The sequence below is a fragment of the Streptomyces minutiscleroticus genome (assembly GCF_014650875.1).
GTDB lineage: Bacteria > Actinomycetota > Actinomycetes > Streptomycetales > Streptomycetaceae > Streptomyces > Streptomyces minutiscleroticus.
The window spans coordinates 81116-104299 of the sequence record NZ_BMVU01000012.1 but is presented as its reverse complement, the minus strand read 5'-3'; the positions used below and the strand labels follow the sequence as shown (position 1 = coordinate 104299).

Annotated in this window: 14 protein-coding genes and 1 tRNA gene; 11 read left to right on the top strand and 4 right to left on the bottom strand. The window is 73.8% G+C overall.

What is annotated here, in order from left to right; all coding sequences use genetic code 11:
- Positions 1-10 precede the first annotated feature (10 nt).
- Both bagA and bagB read left to right on the top strand, forming a co-directional pair.
- Positions 11-988 (top strand): ATPase BagA, encoded by a 978-nt coding sequence (bagA, locus tag IE271_RS15205; RefSeq protein WP_190190825.1) that lies wholly within the window; start codon positions 11-13, stop codon positions 986-988.
- The gene (gene bagB, locus IE271_RS15200) at positions 985-2355 is read left to right on the top strand and encodes an ATPase BagB (protein ID WP_190190824.1); all 1371 of its coding nucleotides are present in this window, start codon (positions 985-987) and stop codon (positions 2353-2355) included. The genes bagA and bagB overlap by 4 nt, the downstream gene beginning before the upstream one ends.
- A gap of 21 nt (positions 2356-2376) precedes the next feature.
- Here bagB and IE271_RS15195 read toward each other — a convergent pair whose 3' ends face one another.
- Positions 2377-2715 (bottom strand): WhiB family transcriptional regulator, encoded by a 339-nt coding sequence (locus tag IE271_RS15195; protein ID WP_190190823.1) that lies wholly within the window; start codon positions 2713-2715, stop codon positions 2377-2379.
- 584 nt (positions 2716-3299) lie between these two features.
- Here IE271_RS15195 and IE271_RS15190 point away from each other — a divergent pair.
- Positions 3300-5612, top strand: coding sequence for a transglycosylase domain-containing protein (locus IE271_RS15190; RefSeq protein ID WP_190190822.1), 2313 nt, complete (start codon positions 3300-3302; stop codon positions 5610-5612).
- A 159-nt stretch (positions 5613-5771) separates the two neighbouring features.
- Here the strand turns inward: IE271_RS15190 and IE271_RS15185 are convergent, their stop codons facing one another.
- Positions 5772-6236, bottom strand: coding sequence for a GatB/YqeY domain-containing protein (locus tag IE271_RS15185; protein ID WP_190190821.1), 465 nt, complete (start codon positions 6234-6236; stop codon positions 5772-5774).
- A 98-nt stretch (positions 6237-6334) separates the two neighbouring features.
- Between IE271_RS15185 and IE271_RS15180 the strand changes: the two genes are divergently transcribed.
- The 8 genes from IE271_RS15180 to IE271_RS15145 all read left to right on the top strand — a co-directional run bounded on the left by IE271_RS15180 (position 6335) and on the right by IE271_RS15145 (position 20467).
- The gene (locus IE271_RS15180; RefSeq protein WP_190190820.1) at positions 6335-7261 is read left to right on the top strand and encodes a metallophosphoesterase; all 927 of its coding nucleotides are present in this window, start codon (positions 6335-6337) and stop codon (positions 7259-7261) included.
- 223 nt (positions 7262-7484) lie between these two features.
- Positions 7485-8252: a Pr6Pr family membrane protein gene (locus tag IE271_RS15175; RefSeq protein WP_190190819.1), complete on the top strand. Its 768-nt coding sequence runs from the start codon at positions 7485-7487 to the stop codon at positions 8250-8252.
- A 75-nt stretch (positions 8253-8327) separates the two neighbouring features.
- A tRNA-Pro gene (locus tag IE271_RS15170) sits at positions 8328-8401 on the top strand.
- 602 nt (positions 8402-9003) lie between these two features.
- Entirely contained in the window at positions 9004-13278 is a 4275-nt protein-coding gene (locus IE271_RS15165; protein ID WP_444546144.1) for an nSTAND1 domain-containing NTPase, read from the top strand.
- Between the two features lie 533 nt (positions 13279-13811).
- The gene (locus IE271_RS15160) at positions 13812-15023 is read left to right on the top strand and encodes an acyltransferase family protein (RefSeq protein ID WP_229919351.1); all 1212 of its coding nucleotides are present in this window, start codon (positions 13812-13814) and stop codon (positions 15021-15023) included.
- A gap of 301 nt (positions 15024-15324) precedes the next feature.
- Entirely contained in the window at positions 15325-17268 is a 1944-nt protein-coding gene (locus IE271_RS15155; RefSeq protein ID WP_190190876.1) for a potassium channel family protein, read from the top strand.
- Between the two features lie 145 nt (positions 17269-17413).
- Positions 17414-19369, top strand: coding sequence for a S9 family peptidase (locus IE271_RS15150; protein WP_190190816.1), 1956 nt, complete (start codon positions 17414-17416; stop codon positions 19367-19369).
- Between the two features lie 180 nt (positions 19370-19549).
- Positions 19550-20467 (top strand): SURF1 family protein, encoded by a 918-nt coding sequence (locus IE271_RS15145; RefSeq protein ID WP_190190815.1) that lies wholly within the window; start codon positions 19550-19552, stop codon positions 20465-20467.
- A 188-nt stretch (positions 20468-20655) separates the two neighbouring features.
- Here the strand turns inward: IE271_RS15145 and IE271_RS42015 are convergent, their stop codons facing one another.
- Positions 20656-22293, bottom strand: coding sequence for a hypothetical protein (locus IE271_RS42015; RefSeq protein WP_229919350.1), 1638 nt, complete (start codon positions 22291-22293; stop codon positions 20656-20658).
- On the bottom strand, positions 22290-22985 hold the full coding sequence (locus IE271_RS15135) for a SigE family RNA polymerase sigma factor (RefSeq protein ID WP_373308770.1): 696 nt from the start codon (positions 22983-22985) through the stop codon (positions 22290-22292). The genes IE271_RS42015 and IE271_RS15135 overlap by 4 nt, the downstream gene beginning before the upstream one ends.
- Positions 22986-23184: the final 199 nt, after the last annotated feature.

Genomic DNA, 23184 nt, shown 5'->3' with positions numbered 1-23184 from the left:
GCTCGCATACGTGAGCAGGCTCCAGGTCGTCAGCGGCAAGGGCGGGACCGGAAAGACCACGGTCGCCGCCGCCCTCGCGCTCGCCCTCGCGACCGAGGGAAAGCGCGCCCTCCTGGTGGAGGTCGAGGGCAGACAGGGCATCGCGCAGCTCTTCGAGACCGAAGCGCTGCCCTACGAGGAGCGGAAGATCGCCGTCGCTCCGCGGGGCGGGGAGGTGTACGCCCTCGCCATCGACCCCGAACGGGCGCTGCTGGACTACCTCCAGATGTTCTACAAGCTGGGCGGCGCCGGACGCGCCCTGAAGAAGCTCGGCGCGATCGACTTCGCGACGACGATCGCGCCCGGCCTCAGGGACGTCCTGCTGACCGGCAAGGCCTGCGAGGCGGTGCGCAGGAAGGACCGCGACGGCCGGTTCGCCTACGACTACGTGGTCATGGACGCCCCGCCCACCGGCCGCATCACCCGCTTCCTGAACGTCAACGACGAGGTGGCGGGCCTGGCGAGGATAGGCCCGATACACAACCAGGCCCAGGCCGTCATGCGGGTCCTGAAGTCGCCCGAGACGGCCGTCCACCTGGTGACGCTGCTGGAGGAGATGCCCGTCCAGGAGACCGCGGACGGCATCGCCGAGCTGCGCGCCGCCCAGCTCCCGGTGGGCCGCGTCATCGTGAACATGGTCCGCCCCGCGGTCCTCGACGAGGAGGACCTGCGGCTTCTGCGGGACGCTCCCCGGGCCGCCGTCGCCCGGTCGCTGTCGTCCGTGGGCCTCGGCGGCGCCCGCCGCGGCGGCACCGCCGAGCGGCTGGTGGACCCCCTGCTGGCCCAGGCCGGCGAGTACGCCGAGCGGTACGCCCTGGAGCGCGCCCAGCGCGAGGTGCTGCGCGGGCTGGACCTGTCCCTGCACGAACTGCCGTTGCTCGCCGAGGGCATGGACCTCGCGGGACTGTACGAACTCGCCACGGAACTGCGTCAGCAAGGGATCTCATGAGTCTGGACCCGGCACGCGTCCTGGACGTCGACCCGCTGCTCGACGACCCGAGGACCCGCATCGTGGTCTGCTGCGGCTCGGGCGGCGTCGGCAAGACCACCACCGCGGCGGCCCTGGGGCTGCGCGCGGCCGAGCGCGGCCGCAAGGTCGTCGTGCTCACCATCGACCCCGCGCGCCGCCTCGCCCAGTCCATGGGCATCGACGCGCTCGACAACGTCCCGCGCCGGGTGAAGGGCATCGACGAGACCGGCGGCGGCGAGCTGCACGCAATGATGCTCGACATGAAGCGCACCTTCGACGAGATCGTCGAGGCGCACGCGGACCCCGAGCGGGCGGCCGCCATCCTGCGCAACCCCTTCTACCAGTCCCTCTCCGCGGGCTTCGCCGGCACGCAGGAGTACATGGCGATGGAGAAGCTGGGCCAGCTGCGCTCCCGCGACGAGTGGGACCTCATCGTCGTCGACACCCCGCCCTCGCGCTCCGCGCTGGACTTCCTGGACGCCCCGAAGCGGCTGGGGTCCTTCCTGGACGGCAAGCTGATCCGCCTCCTGCTGGCGCCCGCGAAGGTCGGCGGCCGGGCCGGGATGAAGTTCCTGAACGTCGGCATGTCGATGATGACGGGCACCCTCGGCAAGGTGCTCGGCGGCCAGCTCCTGAAGGACGTGCAGACCTTCGTGGCCGCCATGGACTCGATGTTCGGCGGCTTCCGCACCCGCGCGGACGCCACGTACAAGCTCCTGCAGGCGCCCGGCACGGCCTTCCTGGTGGTGGCGGCCCCGGAGCGGGACGCGCTGCGCGAGGCCGCGTACTTCGTGGAGCGGCTGGCGGCCGAGGACATGCCGCTCGCGGGTCTGGTGCTCAACCGGGTCCACGGCAGCGGCGCCGCCCGGCTCTCCGCCGAGCGGGCGCTCGCCGCCGCGGAAAATCTTGACGACTCCCGCATTGTCGATCAGACGGACGGGAAGGCTGCTGTTCGTAACTCTCCCGACACGTACGCCAGTTCAGACTCTCCCACGTCCCCGACCACCGGCTCCGAAACCGCCACGGACGCGTCCGGCGCTCCCGGCCCCACCTCCGACGAAGGCTCCCCCGCCACGGATCGGACCGGCCCGGAGGCCGTCGCGCAGGACAGGACGGTGGACCGGCTCACGGCGGGCCTGCTGAGGCTCCACGCCGACCGCATGCAACTGCTCTCCCGCGAGCAGCGCACGCGTGACCGCTTCGCCGCGCTCCACCCCGAGGTGGCGGTGGCGGAAGTGGCCGCGCTCCCCGGCGACGTGCACGACCTCGCGGGGTTGCGGGACATCGGGGACCGGCTCGCGGCCGGTCGTGACGACGACGTGGCCGGAGCGGGACGAGAAGCGTGAGGGACGATCGGCGGAGGCCGGTCAGCCCACCGCCGCGTAGTTCTCGTACGTCTCTTCCTCGTCGACGGGCAGCAGTCCCGCTCCGCGCTCGTACTCCGTACGCGCGGTCTCGAGCAGCCTGCGCCACGAGGTGACGGTGGGACGCCGGCGCAGCAGGGCACGGCGCTCCCGCTCCGTCATGCCACCCCACACGCCGAATTCGACGCGGTTGTCCAACGCGTCGGCCAGGCACTCCGTGCGCACCGGGCATCCGGTGCACACCGCCTTGGCCCTGTTCTGCGCTGCTCCTTGAACGAACAGTTCATCCGGATCGGTAGTGCGGCAGGCCGCCTGCGCACTCCAGTCGGTTACCCAGCCCATACCGGCGCCGTCCTCTCCCGAATCGAGGCTCCCCCACGGCGGCAGCGGCATATTCACCGCCGCCAGTTGAGGACGTTACGGAAGGTGGGCACGGCGCAACACCCCCGTCGGGCCCAATCTTGAATGGTCCGAACGGACTATGGGTAAGCGGCAGATCACCCGGGGGAGTGACCCCGCGACATACGCGACCATCCCGGCAGAACGGGACAGTTTCCCTGGGTCACATCGGACAACCAGCGACGCACGAGGCGGATTCGGACACGCCCCACGGGAAAAGTGGAGGATCTCCGGAACGATTCGGGTCCGCCGTACGTATAGGTACCCGACCGCGCTGCTGTGACAGTCGAGAGCAGCTTAGGCCAAGGCATATACGCGTGTCCGGGAAATGGAAACGTCGGTGCCTCCCGTTGCCGTGCCGTGAAGCGGAAGCCGCCGGACGGAGCACGGCCGGGCGCCTTCGCCTGCGGTCGGCCACGGTGCGGGCCGGGGCCCCGCCGCCCGCCGATGTCACGATCCGGTACGCGAACATCCCGACGGACAGGCGCTCCCTCGGAACGGCTCGGACTACGGATTAGGCTGCCCTCATGGCAAAAAAGCGCTCGGGCGGGGGTCTGTCGCCAACGCAGCAGGCCGCCAAGTTCCTCGGTGTCAGTGTGCTCGCGGGTGCGGTCATGGCGGGCATCGCGCTGCCGGCCGCGGGCGCGCTGGGCCTCGCGGCGAAGGGCTCGGTCGAGGGATTCGACGAGATCCCGGCGAACCTCAAGCGCCCGCCGCTGAGCCAGCGCACCACGATCCTGGACAGCGAGGGCGGCCAGATCGCCACGGTCTACTCGCGCGACCGCACGGTGGTCGACCTCGAGGACATCTCGCCGTACATGCAGAAGGCGATCGTCGCGATCGAGGACTCCCGCTTCTACGAGCACGGCGCGGTGGACCTGAAGGGCATCCTGCGCGCGCTGAACGAGAACGCGCAGAGCGGCGGCGTCGCCCAGGGCGCCTCGACGCTCACGCAGCAGTACGTGAAGAACGTCTTCGTGGAGGAGGCCGGCGACGACCCGACGAAGGTCGCCCAGGCCACCCAGCAGACCCTCGGCCGCAAGGTCCGCGAGCTGAAGTACGCGATCCAGGTCGAGGAGGAGCTGGGCAAGAAGAAGATCCTGGAGAACTACCTCAACATCACGTTCTTCGGGCAGCAGGCGTACGGCGTCGAGGCCGCCTCGCAGCGCTACTTCTCCAAGCCCGCCAAGGACCTGAAGCTGGAGGAGGCCGCGCTCCTCGCCGGCATCGTCCAGTCGCCGACCCGGTACGACCCGGTCAACGACGAGGCGGAGGCCACCAAGCGGCGCAACGTCGTGCTGCAGCGCATGGCCGAGGTGCACGACATCACGCAGCAGGAGGCCGACGCGGCCAAGAGGAGACCGCTGGGGCTGGACGTCAGCAGACCCAAGAACGGCTGCATCACCGCGGTCAAGGGCGCCGGCTTCTTCTGCGACTACGTGCGCGAGGTCGTCCTGAACGACCCCACCTTCGGCGAGACGAAGGAGAAGCGGGCCAAGATCTGGAACCAGGGCGGTCTGACGATCCGCACGACGCTGGACCCCCAGGCGCAGGACTCGGTCCAGGCCTCGGTGCAGGACCACGTCAACAAGAGCGACGACGTGGCGACCGCCGCGACCATCGTGGAGCCGGGCACCGGCAAGATCCTCGCGATGGGCCAGTCCCGCCCGTACGGCCTGTCCAAGAACGAGACCACCATCAACCTCTCCGTCGACAAGGAGATGGGCGGCGGCGCGGGCTACCAGCCCGGTTCGACCTTCAAGCCGATCGTGGCCGCGGCCGCCATCGAGGGCGGCAGGTCCGCGGGGCAGAGCTACTCCTCGCCGTACGAGATGGAGTACCCGAGCCCGGTCTCGGTGTGCGACGGCAAGAAGTGGGTGAACACCGAGGGCGCGACGCTCAGCAACGAGAACGAGTCCGAGGTCGGCCCGTACGGCATGAAGGAGGCGACCGCCAAGTCGGTCAACACCTACTACGTGCAGCTGATCAGCGACATCGGCATCTGCCCGGTCACGCGGATGGCGAAGAAGATGGGCGTCGAGCGCGCGGACGGCGGCAAGATCGTCCAGGCTCCGTCGATCGCGCTCGGCACGCAGGAGATGTCGCCGCTGACGATGGCGAACGCGTACGCGACCTTCGCCTCCCGCGGCACGTACTGCACGCCCGTCGCCATCGAGTCGGTCAGCCAGCAGGTCGGCGACGAGAAGAAGTCCCTGGACGTGCCCAAGTCGACCTGCTCGCGCGCGATGTCGGAGAGGACCGCCGACACGATGAACACGCTGCTCAGGGGCGTGGTCGAGGACGGTACGGGGCAGCAGGCGGGCCTCAGCGGCCGCGCCAGCGCGGGCAAGACCGGTACGACGGACTTCCGGTACGCGGCCTGGTTCGTCGGCTACACCCCGAACATGGCGGGCGCCGTCTGGGTCGGCGACCCGGCGCACAAGCGGCGGATGACCAGCATCTCCATCGGCGGCCGGTACTACGACAAGGTGTACGGCGGTGAGGTCCCCGGACCGATCTGGCGGGACATGATGGCGGGCGCCCTGGAGGGCAAGGACGCGCCGGACTTCACCCTCGTGGACATTCCCGACGGCGGCGGCCGCGGCGACGACGACCGGGACGACGGCGGCAACGACGACGGGGGCGGCGCCGCCAACGGCGGGAACAACGGCGTCGTAGGCGGCAACGGCAACGGCAACGGCGGCAACGACGGCGGTGCCTTCCCGAAGCCGACCTTCTCGATCCCCGAGGGCTGGATCAGCGGCAACGAGAACGGCGGGGGCAACGGCAACGGCGGGGGCAACGGCGGAGGGAACGGGAACGGCGGCTGGTGGCAGTGAGCCGGTGACCGCCTCCTCCGCGCGGTCCGCGGGGGCACGGTGACATGGGGAAGGGGTGCCCCCGGCGGCGGGGGCACCCCTTCCCCATGTCGTGCGCCCCGTGTCCCGCGCTCTTCCCGCGCGTCCGGGGCCGGGTGCCGGCCGGTGAGCAGCCGGGCGTCAGCCGGCGAGCATCTTCTTGACGGCCGCGGCGACGCGGCCGCCCTCGGCCTGGCCCGCCACCTTCGGGTTCACGATCTTCATGACCTGGCCCATGGCGCGCGGCCCCTCGGCGCCGGCCGCCCTCGCCTCCTCGACCGCCTGCGCGACGATCTGCCGGAGCTCGTCGTCGGAGAGCTGCTTGGGCAGGTAGGCGGAGAGGACCTCGCCCTCGGCCCGCTCCCGCTCGGCCGACTCGGCGCGGCCGCCCTGCGCGAAGGCCTCGGCCGCCTCGCGGCGCTTCTTCGCCTCCTTGGCGATCACCTTCTGCACCTCGTCGTCGGAGAGCTCGCGCTTCTCCTTGCCCGCGACCTCCTCCTTCGTGATCGCGGCGAGGGTCAGCCGGAGCGTCGAGGAGCGGAGCTCGTCGCGCTCCTTGATCGCGGCGTTGAGGTCTTCCTGCAGCTTCGACTTGAGCGTGGTCATGGCTCGATTGTCGCAGGTACGGAAGGCCGGGCGCCCCTTCATTTCGGGTTGTCCACAGGCCGGCGCGGCAGATCCGCGCGGTCTGACACGATGGGGCCATGCGCGCGCGATACGGAGTACCCCTGGGAATCACGGCGGTTGGCGCCGCCGGACTGCTGTACGCGGCGGGCTTCGAGGCCCGCTCCTTCCGGCTGCGGCGGGTCACGGTGCCGGTGCTGCCCCCCGGCATGCGCCCCCTGCGGGTGCTGCACGTCTCCGACATCCACATGGTCAGCGGACAGCGCAAGAAGCAGCGCTGGCTGCGCTCCCTGGCCGGTCTGCGCCCCGACTTCGTGGTGAACACCGGGGACAACCTCTCCGACCCGGAGGGCGTGCCCGAGGTCCTGGACGCGCTGGGACCGCTGATGGAGTTCCCCGGGGCGTACGTCTTCGGCTCGAACGACTACTACGGCCCCAAACTCCGCAACCCCGCGCGGTACTTGATCGAGAAGACCCAGGGCAAGCACGGCCTCAACGGCAACGCCCCGGCGCGGAACGTGGTGCACAACCCCTGGGAGGAGCTGCGCGACGGCTTCGACACGGCGGGCTGGCTCAACCTGACGAACGTCCGGGGCACCCTGAAGATCGACGGCTACGAGATCGAGCTGACCGGCATCGACGACCCGCACATCAAGCGCGACCGGTACGCGCGCGTGGCGGGCGGCCCCTCGGACTCGGCCGACTTCTCGATGGGCGTCGTGCACGCCCCCTACCTCCGCAGCCTCGACGCGTTCACCGCGGACGGCTATCCGCTGATCCTGGCCGGCCACACGCACGGCGGCCAGCTGTGCCTGCCCTTCTACGGCGCCTTCGTCACCAACTGCGACCTGGACACGGACCGGGTCAAGGGCCTGTCCACGCACACGGTGGACGACCGGACCTCCTACATGTACGTCTCGGCGGGCTGCGGCACGAACCGTTACACCCCCGTGAGATTCGCCTGCCCGCCGGAGGCGACGCTGCTGACGCTGGCACCGCGGGCCTAGGCACGGCCCTTGCGGGCGGCCCCGGCGAGTCCGCGGCCGGGACCGCCCGCGCCCTCCGCCGCCCAGGCGGCAGGCGGCAGGCGGCAGGCGGCAGGCGGCAGGCGGCAGGCGGCAGGCGGCAGGCGGCAGGCGGCAGGCGGCAGAGGGTGGCGCAGGCAGCAGGCGCCACCCGAACAGCCCATCACCCGTCGCACCTTTTGTCCCCTATACCTACTTTGGGGGCATGACCGCCCCCATACCCACGGATCTCCCCGATCTCCCGGCCATCCCAGGGGTCGCCGCCGCCGCGTCCGCGGCCGTCATGCCCGTCGTCCCGGCGGACGCGGTGCTTCCGCGCGTGCGCCAGCCCCTCGCCGCCGGCTACCGCGCCCTGATCGCCCTGACGGCGGCCGCGGGCGTGGCCCTCGAACTGCTCCTGGGCAGCCCGCTGCGCACCCTGAGCTACTTCACGGTCCAGGCCGGCGCCCTGGCGGCCGTGGTGTACGCCCTGTCGGCGGGACGCGCCTGGACCGCCCGCCGCCCGCTGCCCCCGGCCCTCACCGGCGCCACGCTGCTGTACGTCACGGTCGCGGGCCTGGTCCACCACCTGGTCGTGGCGGACGCCACGAGCGGCCCCTCCATGACGGGCGGCCAGGTCCCCGTGACCGGCTGGCACGCGGTCTCCCTCCACCTCCTGCACACGGCGCTCCCCCTCGCCGCCCTGCTGGACTGGCTGCTGCTGACCCGCCCCGCCTCGCTGCGCCTGTCCTACGCCGCGTCCTGGCTCGTCTGCCCGCTGCTCTACGCGGTCCTCGTCGCCGTTCTGGGCGCGCTGTCCCTGCCGGACGCCGGGACCCGCTACCTGTACCCGTTCCTGAACCCGCAGAGGATCGGTTACATCGGCGCCCTGGGCAACGCGACGGTCCTGGGTCTGACCTTCTACGGCCTGGGCGTCCTGCTCGTGGCCCTCGACCACATCCGCCCCGGCGCACGCCGCCGCAGGTCCTCGTAAACCGGATTTCGTCTCCGGCGGCGGGTGGGCTAAAGTAAACGACGTCGCCAAGGGCAGCACGCCCGGGAGTGACATCGGGGTGTAGCGCAGCTTGGCAGCGCGCTTCGTTCGGGACGAAGAGGTCGTGGGTTCAAATCCCGCCACCCCGACAGTGAAGTAAGGCTCAGGCCCGGTTTCCGTCACGGAAGCCGGGCCTGACGCGTTCCCGGGTACGGCTCGGACCGGTTCGGGGTCGGCTCTTGCCGGTTCGAGCGCGGTCCGGACCGGTTCGGACCGGTCCGTTCGGTTTCGGTGGTGGACGGGCCGACCCCGCGGTGAGCGCGGAGGAGGACGTACGGACCCCGAGTGTCCGGCGCCGGTCCCTCCCCTCGTGGGGACCGGTGCCGGACGGCGGGGCGGCGTCGATCGGCGCCGTGCCGGTGTGGATCGGGTGGTGACCGGGCACCTGGTCAGTACGACAGCGGATGGTCCGGCACCGGTTCCGCTGGTCTGTCGGTCTCACGCGACGGGCCTTCACCGCCGCCTCGTCGCTCAGGGGAGCTGGCCGAGAACGTATGGCGGGAGTTGCCCGTCGGAGCACTGGAATGGTGGCCTGTCCGGGCGACGTGCGACGGGAGCGCCACTGCACCGCGATCGTGCCATCTGGGGCTCCGGCGGAGGAGGCCCGAGCGTCCGGTTGGCGACATAACCGCAGGTCAGCCGTATAAAGTGAGTTTTCCGGTCCGGAAGTGAGGCGCGAGCGAAGTAAGGGGTGGAGACCTTGGGTGCCGACTCGGGGGCGCGTACGGCCTTCGCGGAACGGCTCGCGCTGCTGTACAAGGAGGCCGGTAATCCGCCCCTCAAGCTGGTGTCCGGAGCGGTCGACCGGCTGCAGCGGGCCGACGAGCGCGGGCGGCCCGTGCGGGTGTCCGCCCAGCGGATCAGCGACTGGCGGCGGGCCAGGAACGTGCCCGCCCAGTTCGCCGCCCTCGCGGCGGTGCTGCACGTCCTGATCCCCCAGGCGCGGCGCGCACGGCCCGTGCCGGTCTCCAAGGGCCTGTACGACCTGGCCCAGTGGCAGCGCCTGTGGGAGCGCGCGGTCGCCGACCCGGTCGGCGACCGGGACGAGGGCCCCGAGGAGGAGAAGCAGCCCCCGGCCGGGGCGCCGCCCGTCTCCGGCGTGTGTCCGTACCGGGGACTGGCCTCGTACCGCGAGGAGGACGCCCGGTGGTTCTTCGGGCGGGAGCGCAGCACCGGCGCCCTCGTGGAACAGCTCCGCGCGGTGGAGGGGACCGGCGGGCTCGTCATGCTCGTCGGCGCCTCGGGGGCGGGGAAGTCCTCCCTGCTGCACGCCGGCCTGGTGCCCGCGCTGCAGGAGGGCGCGCTGGGCGGCGGGACAAACCGGGCGCGGGAGGTCCTGCAGCTCGTGCCGGGGGCCGACCCCCTCGGGGAACTGGTCCGCCGGATACCCGATCTCGCGGCCGTCGTGCGCGGCCCGGAGGGGGACACGGAGGAAGACGCGGCGGAGCCCGCGACGGGGGAGCCCGACCCACCCGCCGGCACATCCGGCACATCCAGTGCGCTCAGCACCTCTGAGGCATCTGACACATCCAATGCATCCAGCGCATCTGGTGCACCCGGGGTATTCAGAACATCTGGTACACCCGACGCATCCAGCGCTTCCGGTGCGTCCGACGCGTCCGGTGTGCCGGACGCACCCCACTCGCTCCGTACATCCGATCGGCCTGATCCGTCCGACCCGTCCGACGCCTCACGCTTCGCGGACGCCGTACGGGAGGCCGTCGCCGCGTGGGCGCGGCGCGCAAGACCCTCCGGCGGCCGTCCGGTCGTCATCGTGGACCAGTTCGAGGAGGCGTTCACCCTCTGCCCGGACGAGGCGGAGCGGCGCGCCTTCATCCGGATCCTCCACGCCGCCTGCACGCCCGCCGGCCCCGGGGACCCCGACGGCTCCGGCGGGCCGGCCCCCGTACTCGTCGTCCTGGGCGTCCGCGCCGACTTCTACGAGCGGTGCCTGGACCATCCCGAACTGGCCGACGCGCTCCAGCACCGGCACATGGTGCTCGGACCGCTGACCACCGCGGAGCTGCGCGAGGCGGTGACCGGCCCGGCCAAGGCCGTGGGCATGGAACTGGAGCCGGGCCTCGCGGAACTGATCGTCCGGGAGGTGAGCGCCGACGGCCCCCGCGGCGCCCACGACGCGGGCGTGCTGCCGCTCCTCTCCCACGCCCTGCTCGCCACCTGGCAGCGGCGGAAGGCGGGACGGCTCACCCTGGCCGGCTACCGCGCGGCGGGCGGGATCCAGGGAGCGGTGGCGGCGACCGCCGAGCGCGCCTGGTCCGGCCTCGACCCGGCGGCGCGCACGGCCGCCCGGCTGCTCCTGCTCAGGCTGGTCCGGCTGGGCGAGGACACCCACGCCACCCGCAGACGGGGCACGCGCCGTCAGCTGTCCGCGGAGTCGACGGACCCCGGCAAGACGGAGGAGTCGCTCGAAGCCCTGGTCCGCGCCCGGCTGGTCACGCTCGACGCGGAGACCGTGGAGATCACCCACGAGGCGCTGCTGCACGCCTGGCCGCGCCTGCGCAATTGGATCGACGAGGGCAGGAACGACCACCTGCTGCGCCAGCGCCTGGAGGAGGACGGCCGGGCCTGGGAGGGCTCGGACCGCGACACGTCGCTGCTCTACCGCGGCTCCCGCCTCGAGCAGGCACGCGCCTGGGCGCAGTCCGCCGGCGACACCTTCCTGACCCGCAGCGCGATGGAGTTCCTGGCCGCCTCGGTCCGGCTGCGCAGACGCACGGTGCTGCTCAGGCGCGGCGCGGTGGCGGCGCTGGTCGCCCTGGCCGTGGTGGCCGTCGGCTCGGCCGTGGTGGCGTGGCAGCAGCGCAACGACGCGGTGTTCGAGCAGGTGGTCGCGGAGGCCGACCGCGTCCAGTACACGGACCCGTCGCTGTCCGCCCAGCTCGACCTGGTGGCCCACCGCCTCCGCCCGGACGACCAGGGCGCCGGCAACCGCCTGGTCTCGATCGTCAACTCCCCGCTGGCCACGCCGCTCCTCGGGCACACCGGCGCCGTCTACCTCACGTCGTTCGACCCGAGCGGGAACCTCCTGGCGACGGCCGGCTACGACCGGACCGTCCGGCTGTGGGACGTCTCCGACCCGACCCGCCCGCGGCGGCTGGGCGGGCCCCTCACCGGCCACACGAGCTGGGTGAGCACCGCGCTGTTCAGCCCGGACGGCCGCACCCTGGTCAGCGCGGGGGACGACGGCACGATCCGGCTGTGGGACGTGCGGGACCCCGGCCACCCCCGCCGGCTCGGCTCCCCTCTGAACGGCCACGGCGGCACGATCTACCTGCTCGCCTTCAGCCCGGACGGCCGCACCCTGGCGTCCGCCTCCGACGACGGCGCCGTCCGCCTGTGGGACGTGGCGGAGCGGAGCCGGCCGACGGCCCTGGCCACGCTGACCGGGCACACCGCCGCCGTCCGCGCCGTGGCGTTCAGCCCCGACGGACGGACGCTGGCCACCGGCGGCAACGACGACACGATCCGGCTCTGGGACACGGCCGACGTGCGCCACCCGCGGCGGATCGGCACGGCGCTCGAGGGCCACTCCGGCCTGGTCCACTCGGTGGCGTTCAGCCCCGACGGCCGCACCCTCGCCAGCGGCAGCGCGGACGACACCGTACGCCTGTGGGACGTCGCCGACCCCGGGGACGCGCAGCAGATCGGCACCCCGCTCACCGGCCACACCGGACCCGTGTGGTCGGTGGCCTTCAGCCCGGACGGCGACATGCTCGCCGCCGCCAGCGCGGACTCCACGGCCAGCCTGTGGAACGTCGGCGACCCGGCGTACCCGTCGCAGGTCGGCGAGCCCCTGGCCGGGGGCAGCGGCGAGATGTACGCCCTCGGCTTCAGCCCCGACGGCCGCACCCTGGCCACCGGCAACGGCGACAGCAAGGTGCGCCTCTGGTCGCTCCCGGGGTCGGACATGGTCGGCGAGGTCGGCGCCTTCCGCCCGGACGGTGGGGTCCTGGCGACCGCCGCGCGCGACGGGCGGATACGTCTGTGGGACGTGGCGGCCGCGGACCGGCCCGTTGCGCTGAGCGAGCCGTTCATGTCGGCGGGCGACGTCGCCCGTTCCCTGGTGTTCTCCCCCGACGGCCGCACCCTCGCGGCGCTGACGGGCGGGGAGAACACCTTCCAGCTGTGGGACGTCGCCGACCCCGCGCACCCCGTCCCCCACGGCCCGCCGGTGAAGCTGCGCACCCGTTACGCGGGCGCCGACGCCCTGGCGTTCGGCCCGGACGGCCGCACCCTGGCGACGGACCACGACGACCGCACCGTCCAGCTGTGGGACGTCGCCGACCCGTCCCGGCCCCGTCCTCTCGGCAAGCCGCTCACCGGCCACAAGGGCTACGTCAACGGCCTCGCCTTCAGCCCGGACGGCCGCACCCTGGCCAGCGGCAGCGCCGACGGCACCGTCCGCCTCTGGGACGTCACCGACCCCCGCCGCGCGACCCCGCGGGGCGCACCGCTCAAGGGACACTCCGGCCCCGTCAACACCCTCCTCTTCAGCCCGGACGGCCGCACCCTGGCCAGCGGCGGCGACGACGACACGGTCCGGCTCTGGAAGAACACCGGCACCGGTACGGCGGCCCCGCTCGGCGATCCCCTCACCGGCCACACCGAGGCGGTGGTGTCCCTGACCTTCAGCCCGGACGGCCGCACCCTGGCCAGCGGCGGCAACGACAACACCATCCGGCTCTGGGACGTCGACGAGCCCTCCGGGGCCGCCGCCATCGGGCAGGCGATGAGCCCCAACGCCAAGACGGGGAACTTCCTCTCCTTCAGCCCCGAGAGCCACATGCTCGGCGTCTCCAGCGGCGCGGACACGGTCAGGCTGTGGAACCTGGACGTCGACGAGGCCATCCGGCGCGTCTGCTCGACCACCCGCAACGTCCTGACGCGGGAGAAGTGGCACGAATACCTCCCGCGCCTCTCCTACGACCCCCCGTGCGACCGGTAGCCGCCTCCCCGGCACGACGTGATACCGATCACAACCCCCGGCTCCGCCCGAGCGGTTCGCCCCCGCCGCGCGAGCGGCGTTGTTACGCTTGCCGCAGCCCGATCGCTGGTGCATCCCCCGTCGCCAGCGATCGGGCATTTTTCGTGCCCGCGCGGGACGCCGGCGCCGCCGGCCCCTGAGGACGCGCCGTACCGGAACGAAGGTGCCCGGTATCCGTCCCTCGGCCCCCTCCCCTGAGCTGCCCAGGTTTACGGGAGGTGCGAGTGGTGGCTACCGTGCCGCGGATGGCCGCCGGTCACATGATTGCCTCGTTTCCGGTAAGACGCGATGACGTCCACCGGGGTTCCACGAGGGAGTGCCTGTGACGGAGCGCGCGGTCGTCCGGTCGGCGAAGGGCCTCAGGGCCGCCCGCGCACACCGGCCGCGCCGGTCCGGCCGCAGGACCGGCCGGCCGGGGTCCGGACCGTAGGAGTGCCCGTGCCGGGCACTCGGGAACCGAACGAGAGGCAGAGGTCGTGGCGAGGGCGGGGACCGTGTCCGAGTCAGTTCCGGGGACCGCCGCGGCGTCCTCGCCGGGCTCCTCGTCGCGGGCGAGAGCGAACGCGCCGGCGGCCGCCTCCGCGCCGAGGCCCGCCCAGCGCGACGCCTTCTTCGACAACGCCAAGTACCTGGCCATCGTCCTCGTCGCCATGGGGCACGCGTGGGAGCCGCTGCGCGGCGAGAGCAGGGCGGCGGCGGCCCTGTACATCGCCGTGTACACCTTCCACATGCCGGCCTTCATCGTCATCTCCGGCTACTTCTCGCGCAGCTTCGACGGCAGCCCGAAGCGGATCCGGCGGCTGGTCACCGGCGTCGCCGTGCCCTACGTCGTCTTCGAGGTGGCGTACTCGCTCTTCAAGCGGTGGGCCGACGACGACCCGGCCCATCCGATCAGCCTGCTCGACCCCTGGTACCTCACCTGGTTCCTGGGGGCGCTGTTCATCTGGCGGCTGACCACCCCGCTGTGGCGGATCGTGCGGTGGCCGCTGCCGATCGCCCTCGCGATCGCCGTCCTCGCCTCCGTCTCCCCCGACATCGGCGACGACCTGGACCTCCAGCGGGTGCTGCAGTTCCTGCCCTTCTTCGTCCTGGGGCTGTGCCTCGGGCCCGAGCACTTCCGGCGGGTGCGGCGCCGCTCGGCCCGGCTGCTGGCCCTGCCCGTCCTCGCGGGCGCGCTCGCCGTCGCCTACTGGGCGGCGCCGCAGATGAACGCGGCCTGGTTCTACCGCCGCGACAGCGCCCAGGAGCTGGCCGCGCCGGGCTGGACCGGCGCCGTCATGACGCTCGCGCTCTTCGGCTGCTCGGTGGTCCTGGTCGCCTGCTTCCTCGCCTGGGTCCCGGGCCGCACGATGTGGTTCACGGCACTGGGCGCGGGCACGCTGTACGGCTACCTGCTGCACGGCTTCCTGGCCAAGGGCTCGCGGTTCTGGCACTGGTACGACCACGGCTGGGTGCATGGGCCGGCCGGCGAGATCGCGGTCACCGTGTTCGCCGCCGCCGTCATCACCCTGTTGTGCACGCCACCCGTGCAGCGCGTCTTCCGCTTCGCGATGGAGCCGAGGATGGAGTGGGCCTTCAAGCGGGACGCGGCCGAGCCGGACCGCCGCGCGGACACCGCCGGCAGGAGGGCGCGCGAGGCGCAGGACCCGGCCGCCGCCGGAACGCCGTCCGGGGCGGCCGGGGGCGCCGGCACCGCCAAGGGCTGAGCGTCCGTCCCCGGGCGCAGGGCCCCGGGCACAGGGCCGCGGAGCCCGGCCCTCCCTCTCTCCCCGTACACCGTCACTCTCCCCGTACACCGTCACGGCCGCCGTCCCCTCCGGGACGGCGGCCGCGGTGCGTACCGGCGGTGACGGTGCGTACCGGTGGTCACGGTGCGTACCGATCGGGCACCCGTGCGGAACCGGCCGAGGTCATAGGGCAGTCTTCTCCTCCGTGGCGACTTTTCCGGGACAGAGCGGGGCTGCGGGGACGACGCCGTCGGGCAGACCGGCCCACGGCGGCGCGCACATGGTGGTGTGCGGGGACGACGCGCTGGCGCACCGGCTGGCGGCCGAGTTGCGCGGGGTGTACGGGGAGGCCGTCACCCTCGTCGTCCCGCCCGACGGGCGCACGGTCCGCCCGCCCGTGGTGGGGCGGGTCCGGACGTCGACCCTGCTGGACCGGGTCTCGGCCGCCGTGACACGGGCGGCCGGGAACGGCACGGCGCCCGGGAACGGCACCGCCGGCACCGGCGGCACCGGCGAGGGCGACCCCGGGCGGGCGATCGCCGAGCAGGTCGTGGAGGCCGCCGAACTGACCGAGGCCGTCCTCTCCGAGGCCGGGGTGGAGCGGGCCGCCGCGCTCGCCCTCGTGCACGACGACGACGAGACGAACATCCGCGCCGCGCTCACCGCGCGCCGGCTCAACCCCCGCCTGCGGCTGGTGATCCGGCTCTACAACCGGCGGCTCGGCCGGCACCTCCAGGCCCTGCTCGACCAGGCGTCCGCGCTCGCGACGGCGGACCCCGGCGACGGGGCGCGGAACGGCGCAGGCCCCCGCACGGGGTTCGGCGGCGCCGAGGACGTCTCCACGACCGTGCTCTCCGACGCCGACACCGCCGCGCCCGCGCTCGCCGCCACCGCCGTGGCCGGCACCAGCAAGGTCGTGCAGACCGACGGACTGATGCTGCGGGCGGTGGAGCGCCAGCCGCCGGGGCCGGGGCGCGTCGCCGACCCGGGGCTGTGCACCCTGGCGCTGCTGTCGGCGACGACCAGCGACCCGGCGGGCGCGGAGGGTTCGGAGAGCAGCGGGGACGGGCCGCGGCTGCTGCCCGGCGAGGAGTCCGTGGCGGCGGCGACCGGGCGCGGCACCGTCGTCCTGGAGGCCGTGTCGTACTCCGGTCCCCCGCAGCCGACGAGCCGCAGCGCCGTGCCGTTCTCCCAGTTCTTCTCGCGGCGGCTGCGCTGGTCGTTCGCGGGCCTCGTGGCGTGCGTCGTCGCGCTCGCCGTCGCCTCGATGCTGGTCACGGGCGACCACCCGCTGCACGCCACCTACCTGACCCTCCTGGACCTCTTCGCCATCAACGAACCGGCCCTCGAGGACAGCCGCGGCCGGCAGATCCTGCAACTGCTCTCCGGACTCGTCGGGCTGCTGCTCCTGCCCGTACTGCTGGCCGCCGTCCTGGAGGCCCTCGGCACCTTCCGCAACGGCACCGCGCTGCGCAGACCGCCGCGCGGGCTCTCCGGCCACGTCGTCCTGCTGGGCCTGGGCAAGATCGGTACGCGGGTGCTGGCTCGGCTGCGGGAGCTGCACATCCCCGTGGTGTGCGTGGAGGCGGACCCCGAGGCGCGCGGCGTCCCCCTCGCGCGCCGGCTGCGGGTCCCCGTGGTGGTCGGCGACGTGACGCAGGAGGGCGTCCAGGAGGCCGCGAAGATCCACCGGGCGGCCGCGCTGCTCGCCCTGACCAGCGAGGACACCACGAACCTGGAGGCCGCCCTGTACGCCCGGTCGGTCCGGCCCGACCTGCGGGTCGTCCTGCGGCTGTACGACGACGACTTCGCGACCGCCGTGTACCGCACCCTGCGCGCCGCGCACCCGGGCGCGCTCACCCGCAGCCGCAGCGTCTCCCACCTGGCGGCGCCCGCCTTCGCCGGCGCGATGATGGGGCGTCAGGTCCTGGGGGCGATCCCGGTCGAGCGCCGGGTGCTGCTGTTCGCGGCCGTGGACGTCGCCGAGTGCCCGCAGCTGGAGGGCCGTACGGTCGCGGACGCGTTCCGCGAGGGGAAGTGGCGGGTGCTCGCCCTGGACACGGCGGCCCCGGAGGAGCGCCGCGCCGGCCAGGCGTCGGGGCTGGTGTGGGACCTGCCGCCGGGATACGTCCTCGGCCGCGAGGACCGCGTCGTCCTGGCGGCCACGCGCCGGGGGCTCGCGGAACTGCTGGGGCGGCGGACGCGACGGATCGGCCAGTCGTGACGACCCGTCCTGGGAACGCTCCGGGGGCCGTTCCGGGGCGTACGCACGGACGCCGCGTGCCGGGCCCGGCACGGCCGGGGAGGAGTTTTCCACAGGCGAGGACGCTCTCCCGCACGTTCCCGCCCGGGCCGGGCAGTATGGGGCCATGACTGAGAGCAACGGGTCGGGACCGGACGACGGAACGACGCAGGCAGGAGCGGCACACATCGAGACGCCGCAGGCGGGAGCGGTGCCGAGGGCGGCGCCGCGGGGCGGCGGGCCCCGGGACGGCGCGCCGGGGGGCGAGGCCGTACCGGACTGGGAGAAGCGGTTCCGGGCGCCCCGGGTGTCACTGCCCGACTGGGCCGAGGACGCCCCCGACCGCGCGCTGTTCTCCTCGAACGCGACGGGCACGTACGAGCTGTACGCCTGGGACCGGGCCACGGGTGAGCAGCGACAGGTGACGGACCGGCCGAACGGCACGACGGACGGGACGCTGACGCCCGACGGCGAGTGGATCTGGTGGTTCGACGACAAGGACGGCGACGAGTTCGGGATCTGGCGGCGCCAGCCGTTCGCCGGGGCGCCGGGGGGACGGGGCCCGGCGGGGCCCGGGGCCTCGGGCGACGAGCCGGCCGCGCCGGGGCTCGAACCGTCCTACCCGGCCGGGCTCGCCCTCGGCCGGGACGGGCGCACGGCGGTCGTCGGGCGCTCCACCGACGAGGACGGCTCGACGATCCACCTGGTCAGGGAGGGCGAGAAGCCGGTCGAGATCTACCGGCACCGCGAGTCGGCCGGCGTCGGCGACCTCTCCCACGACGGGACGCTGATCGCGATCGAGCACACCGAGCACGGCGACGCGATGCACTCGGCGCTGCGGGTGCTGCGCCCGGACGGATCGACGGTCGCCGAGCTGGACGACACCAGGGGCGGCAAGGAGGAGCTGGGCCTGGAGGTGCTGGGCTTCGCCCCCGTCGACGGGGACACGCGGCTGCTCGTCGGGCACCAGCGGCGCGGCCGGTGGGAGCCGCTGGTGTGGGACGTCGCCACGGGCGAGGAGACGGAGCTGGTCCTGGACCTGCCCGGTGACGTGGGCGCCGAGTGGTACCCGGACGGGTCGGCCCTGCTGGTCGTGCACGGCTTCGAGGCGCGCAGCGAGCTGTGGCGCTACGACCTGGCGTCGGGCGCGCTGGAGCGGGTGCCGACGCCGCGGGGGTCGGTGTCGGGCGCGACCGCCCGGCCGGACGGCACCGTGGAGTACCTGTGGTCGTCCTCGGCCGAGCCGTCGTCGGTGCGCTCGACCACCGGCGCCGTGGTGCTCGACCCGCCCGGCATGAAGTCGCCCGGCTCGGTCCCGGTGGAGGACGTGTGGGTGGAGGGGCCCGGCGGCCGCATCCACGCACTGGTCCAGCGCCCGGCCGGCACGACCGGTCCCCTGCCCACCGTCTTCGACATCCACGGCGGGCCGACCTGGCACGACAGCGACTCCTTCGCGGCCGGCCCGGCCGCCTGGGTGGACCACGGGTACGCGGTGGTGCGCGTCAACTACCGGGGCTCGACGGGGTACGGCCGGGAGTGGACGGACGCGCTCAAGCACCGGGTCGGCCTGATCGAGCTGGAGGACATCGCGGCGGTGCGGGAGTGGGCGGTGTCGTCCGGGCTCGCGGACCCCGAGCGACTCGTCCTCACCGGCGGCTCGTGGGGCGGCTACCTCACGCTGCTCGGCCTCGGCGTGCAGCCGGAGGCGTGGACCCTCGGCATCGCCGTGGTCCCCGTCGCGGACTACGTCACGGCGTACCACGACGAGATGGAGGCGCTGAAGGCGATGGACCGGACGCTCCTCGGCGGCACCCCGGAGGAAGTGCCCGAGCGCTTCGCCGCCTCGTCGCCCCTGACGTACGTCGACGACGTGAAGGCCCCGGTCTACATCTCCGCCGGGGTCAACGACCCGCGCTGCCCGATCCGCCAGGTGGAGAACTACGTGGACCGGCTCGCCGCGCGCGGCGCCGTGCACGAGGTGTACCGGTACGACGCGGGGCACGGCTCGCTGGTGGTGGACGAGCGGATCAAGCAGGTCAGGCTGGAGCTGGACTTCGCGGACCGGCACCTGCCCCGGCGGTAGCCCCCGGGCGCCCGCCGCGGCGGCCGGGACACCCGCCGCGGCGGTGGCGAGGGGACGGCCGCCGCGTCCGCGGCGGCCGGGGCACCGCCGGCCACGGCGGCGGTGCGGGGACGGCGCGGAGGCGGCCGTGGCGGTACCCCTCGGCCCGGACTCCGGGGCGGGCACCGTACCGTTGGAGGCGTGTACCGGTTCCTGCTGACGCCCCGCTGGTGGGGGATCAACGTCTTCGTCCTGCTGGCCATCCCCTTCTGCGTCTTCATGGGGTCGTGGCAGCTGGGCCGGTTCGAGGACCGGATGCAGGACCACCGGTCCGTGAGCGAGCAGGCCGAGTCGGCCGAGCGGGAGCCCGCCCGGCCGCTGGCCGAGCTGCTGCCCGTCGACCGGAGCACGTCGGGGCGGCAGGCCACGGCGACGGGCCGGTACGGCGAGCAGCTGCTCGTACCGGACCGGACGCTGGACGGCAGGCGCGGCTTCTACGTCCTGACCATGCTGCGCGTCGAGGGCGGCAGGGCGCTGCCCGTCGTCCGGGGCTGGCTCCCGGGCGACGCGGACGCGGCGAAGGCGCCCGCGGCCCCGTCCGGCGAGGTCACCGTGACCGGCGCGCTGCAGGCGTCCGAGAGCCCGGGGGCGGACGGCGTGACCGCGGCGGGCGGGTTCCCGGCGGGCCAGACCGGTGTGATCAGCGCGGCCTCGCTGGTGAACATCGTGCCGTACGACGTGTACGACGCCTGGATCACGCTCGCCGACGCGGACTCCGGGATGACCGCCGTGCCCGCGAAGGCGCCGCAGAACACGGGCCTGGACCTGAAGGCGTTCCAGAACCTCGGCTACACCGGCGAGTGGTTCGTCTTCGCGGGCTTCGTCGTCTTCATGTGGTTCCGGCTGCTGCGCCGCGAGGTGGAGTTCGCCCGCGACGCGGAGCTGGGGCTCGTGGAGACGGGGCCGGACGGGAGCAGCACGGACGGGGACGGCGAGGACCGCTCCCCGGGGGCCGCGTCCACGACCGCGGACGGGCCGGGTGCGGCGGACGCCTCCGGCGGCGAAGGCGGCTCCGGCGGCAGGGACGCCGACCGGGCGCCGGCGGCTCCCACCGCCTGACCACTTCCGCCGCCCGACCGCGGACGGCTTCACCGGGCGGACGGACGTCCGCCCGTCCGCCGGGCCGACCGTCGCCCACCGGGCCGCCGGATCTTCGCCGAGCCGTTCCGTCCCCGGACTCCCCCGTCCCGGGATCCCCGTCTCCGGACGATGCTCCCGGCCCGGTCCCCGGTCCGCTCCGTCCCGTCTCAGGACGTCGCCAGTACTCCCGTGTAGTACACCGAGCCCGCGCACGCGTTGGAGACGGTCGTCGTCGCCGTCGGGGCGCCGCCCTGCGCCGTGTGGGAGACCGCGACGCTGCCGTCCAGCGTGCCGTCCTGCCGCATGAGCTGCGTGGACATCGTGTTGTCGCCCTCGGAGGCGGTGTCGTCGCCGCCCTCGACGGGAGGGTTCGTGGGCGACGGGTCGGGCACGGGTTCGCCGTCGCCGCCGCCGCCCGTGGACGGGCAGGTCTGCGACGGCACCCAGGCGAACTTCACCTCGTACGCCGCGCCGGGCACTAGGACCAGCGTGCCGGACTCCGTCGACGGGTCGGGCAGCCCGGCCGCCGCATCGCCCGCCACGTGCCGGGCCGCGTGGACCTGCGAGCCGTCGGCCGCGCCCTGGGGGGCGACCGTCACCGCGCCGGGCCCGGTGACGGTACAGCTGGCGGAGGAGACGTTGGCGACCCGGAAGGAGCCGTAGACCGCGCCGGCCGCGTCGGGCGCGCCGACGTTCGCGGTGGCGCTGCCGAGCTGCACCGGCGTACAGGCCGGCGCGCTCGCCGAGGTCGTCGACGGATCGGCCCCGCTGGTGGCGCCGCTGCTCGCGCCGCTCTCCCTGTCCTTCTTCTCCTTCTTGCCGTCCTTGCCGCCGCCGTCCGACTTCTCGGAGGAGGCGTCGGATTTGCTGCCGCCGTCGGCCGCCTCCTCGGCCTTGCCGCCCTCGTCCTTGGTCCGCTCGCTGTTGGCGGCGATCGACGGGTCGGCGTTGGGGCCGGTGGCCTGGGAGACGTGCAGGAGCGCCGGGACGGCCGTACCGATGAACAGGGCCGCGGCGGCCATGCCGACGGCGGCCTGGCGCTTGCGCGCCCGCCGGGCCGGCACCGCGCGCCGCAGGTGCTCCAGCGTGCCGTCCGTGGGCTCGATCTCGTCGACGGCCTGGTGCAGCAGCCGGCGCAGGGCCAGTTCGTCGAGACCGGGCCCGTCCGTGTCCCCCGCGCCCGCGCCACCGGACGTCCCGGAGCCGCCGGACGCCTTGGAGCCGCCGACCGCCGGAAGAGCCACCGTCTCGGGGACGTCCGACGCCGCGGAGCCGGACGCCGCAGGGACGTCCGCGGCCGGAAGAGTCACCGTTTCAGGCACGTCCGACGCCGTGGAACCGGACGCCTCGGAGCCGCCCGCCCTCGGAAGAGCCACCGTCTCGGGGACGTCCGACGCCGCGGAACCGGACGCCGCAGAGGTGTCCGCGGCCGTGGAGCCGGAGGTCCCGGAGGCGGTCGGCATGGTGGGGGCGGACGGCTCGGAGGCGGCCGGTGCGGTGGGGTCGGACGTCCCGGGTACGGCCGAGGCCGCGGACCGGCCGCCCGCGTCCGCCGCGTCCCGGTCGGCGGCCGCGCCGGAGCCGCCCTCGCCGGTGTCCGTGCTCGCGTCCGTCCTGCCCGGCTCGCCCGGTTCTCCGGAACCCGGTCGGTCGGAGGGGCCGTGATTCACAGTTCCGTTCCCAGCCTGCTGTTCGTGCTCTTCGCCGTGACGTCCGGCCGCGTACCGCCGCTCGTCCCTGCCGTGCTCGTCCCCGCCGTGCTCGTGCCGGTCGCGCGGCCCGTGCCGCTCGTCGTGCTCGCTCATGCCGGGGTCCCCATGGCCACCCGCAGCGCCGCTATGCCGCGGGAACCGTACGCCTTCACCGAACCCAGCGACAGGCCGAGCGTCTCGGCGACCTGCGCCTCGGTCATGTCCGCGAAGTATCTCAGGACCAGGACCTCGCGCTGGCGGCGCTGCAGGCCGCGCATCGCCTTGATGAGGGCGTCGCGCTCCAGCTGGTCGTACGCGCCCTCCTCGGCGCTCGCCATGTCCGGCATCGGCTTCGACAGCAGCTTCAGGCCGAGGATGCGGCGGCGCAGGGCCGAGCGGGAGAGGTTGACGACGGTCTGGCGCAGGTACGCCAGCGTCTTCTCCGGGTCGCGCACGCGCTTGCGCGCCGAGTGCACCCGGATGAACGCCTCCTGCACGACGTCCTCGCAGGACGCGGTGTCGTCGAGCAGCAGCGCCGCCAGGCCGAGCAGCGAGCGGTAGTGCGCCCGGTAGGTCTCGGTGAGGTGGTCGACCGTCGTGCCGACGGCCACGGTGTCCTCGACGCCCTCCCGCTGGCTCGGGACGCGGGCCGACCGCGCCGCGGGCATGGGGGCGATCACCGGCATGCCGCCGGACGGGCCGCCCCGGCGGGAACGGCGGGGCGGCTGCAGGGACGCACCGCGCGCCGCCGCCGGGGGAACCCCTTGCTCGAAGAGCTTCGGAGAGAAGTCGAGTACCTCTGCCACGCCTGTTGGACCCGTGTCACCCCTCGGGGGTTGTACGCGACGGGCAACGGGTTCGCTTCAGACATCACGTCCGTCGTTGTGCCATATGCCCTCATGCGTACCAGCTCTTCCCCTAAGCCCCATGTGACCGCGCTTCCCGGACGCCCCTGGAGGGCGACCGCAAAGACGCTCCCCGTAGCGCGCGCGGTTGCGCGGTACG

Coding starts and splice junctions, on each gene's coding strand:
- IE271_RS15175 (WP_190190819.1), top strand. CDS start 7,485: ATGACCGCCCCCATACCCACGGATCTCCCCGATCTCCCGGCCATCCCA.
- IE271_RS15180 (WP_190190820.1), top strand. CDS start 6,335: ATGCGCGCGCGATACGGAGTACCCCTGGGAATCACGGCGGTTGGCGCC.
- IE271_RS15150 (WP_190190816.1), top strand. CDS start 17,414: ATGACTGAGAGCAACGGGTCGGGACCGGACGACGGAACGACGCAGGCA.
- IE271_RS15195 (WP_190190823.1), bottom strand. CDS start 2,715: ATGGGCTGGGTAACCGACTGGAGTGCGCAGGCGGCCTGCCGCACTACC.
- bagB (WP_190190824.1), top strand. CDS start 985: ATGAGTCTGGACCCGGCACGCGTCCTGGACGTCGACCCGCTGCTCGAC.
- IE271_RS42015 (WP_229919350.1), bottom strand. CDS start 22,293: ATGAGCGAGCACGACGAGCGGCACGGGCCGCGCGACCGGCACGAGCAC.
- IE271_RS15190 (WP_190190822.1), top strand. CDS start 3,300: ATGGCAAAAAAGCGCTCGGGCGGGGGTCTGTCGCCAACGCAGCAGGCC.
- IE271_RS15155 (WP_190190876.1), top strand. CDS start 15,325: ATGGTGGTGTGCGGGGACGACGCGCTGGCGCACCGGCTGGCGGCCGAG.
- IE271_RS15185 (WP_190190821.1), bottom strand. CDS start 6,236: ATGACCACGCTCAAGTCGAAGCTGCAGGAAGACCTCAACGCCGCGATC.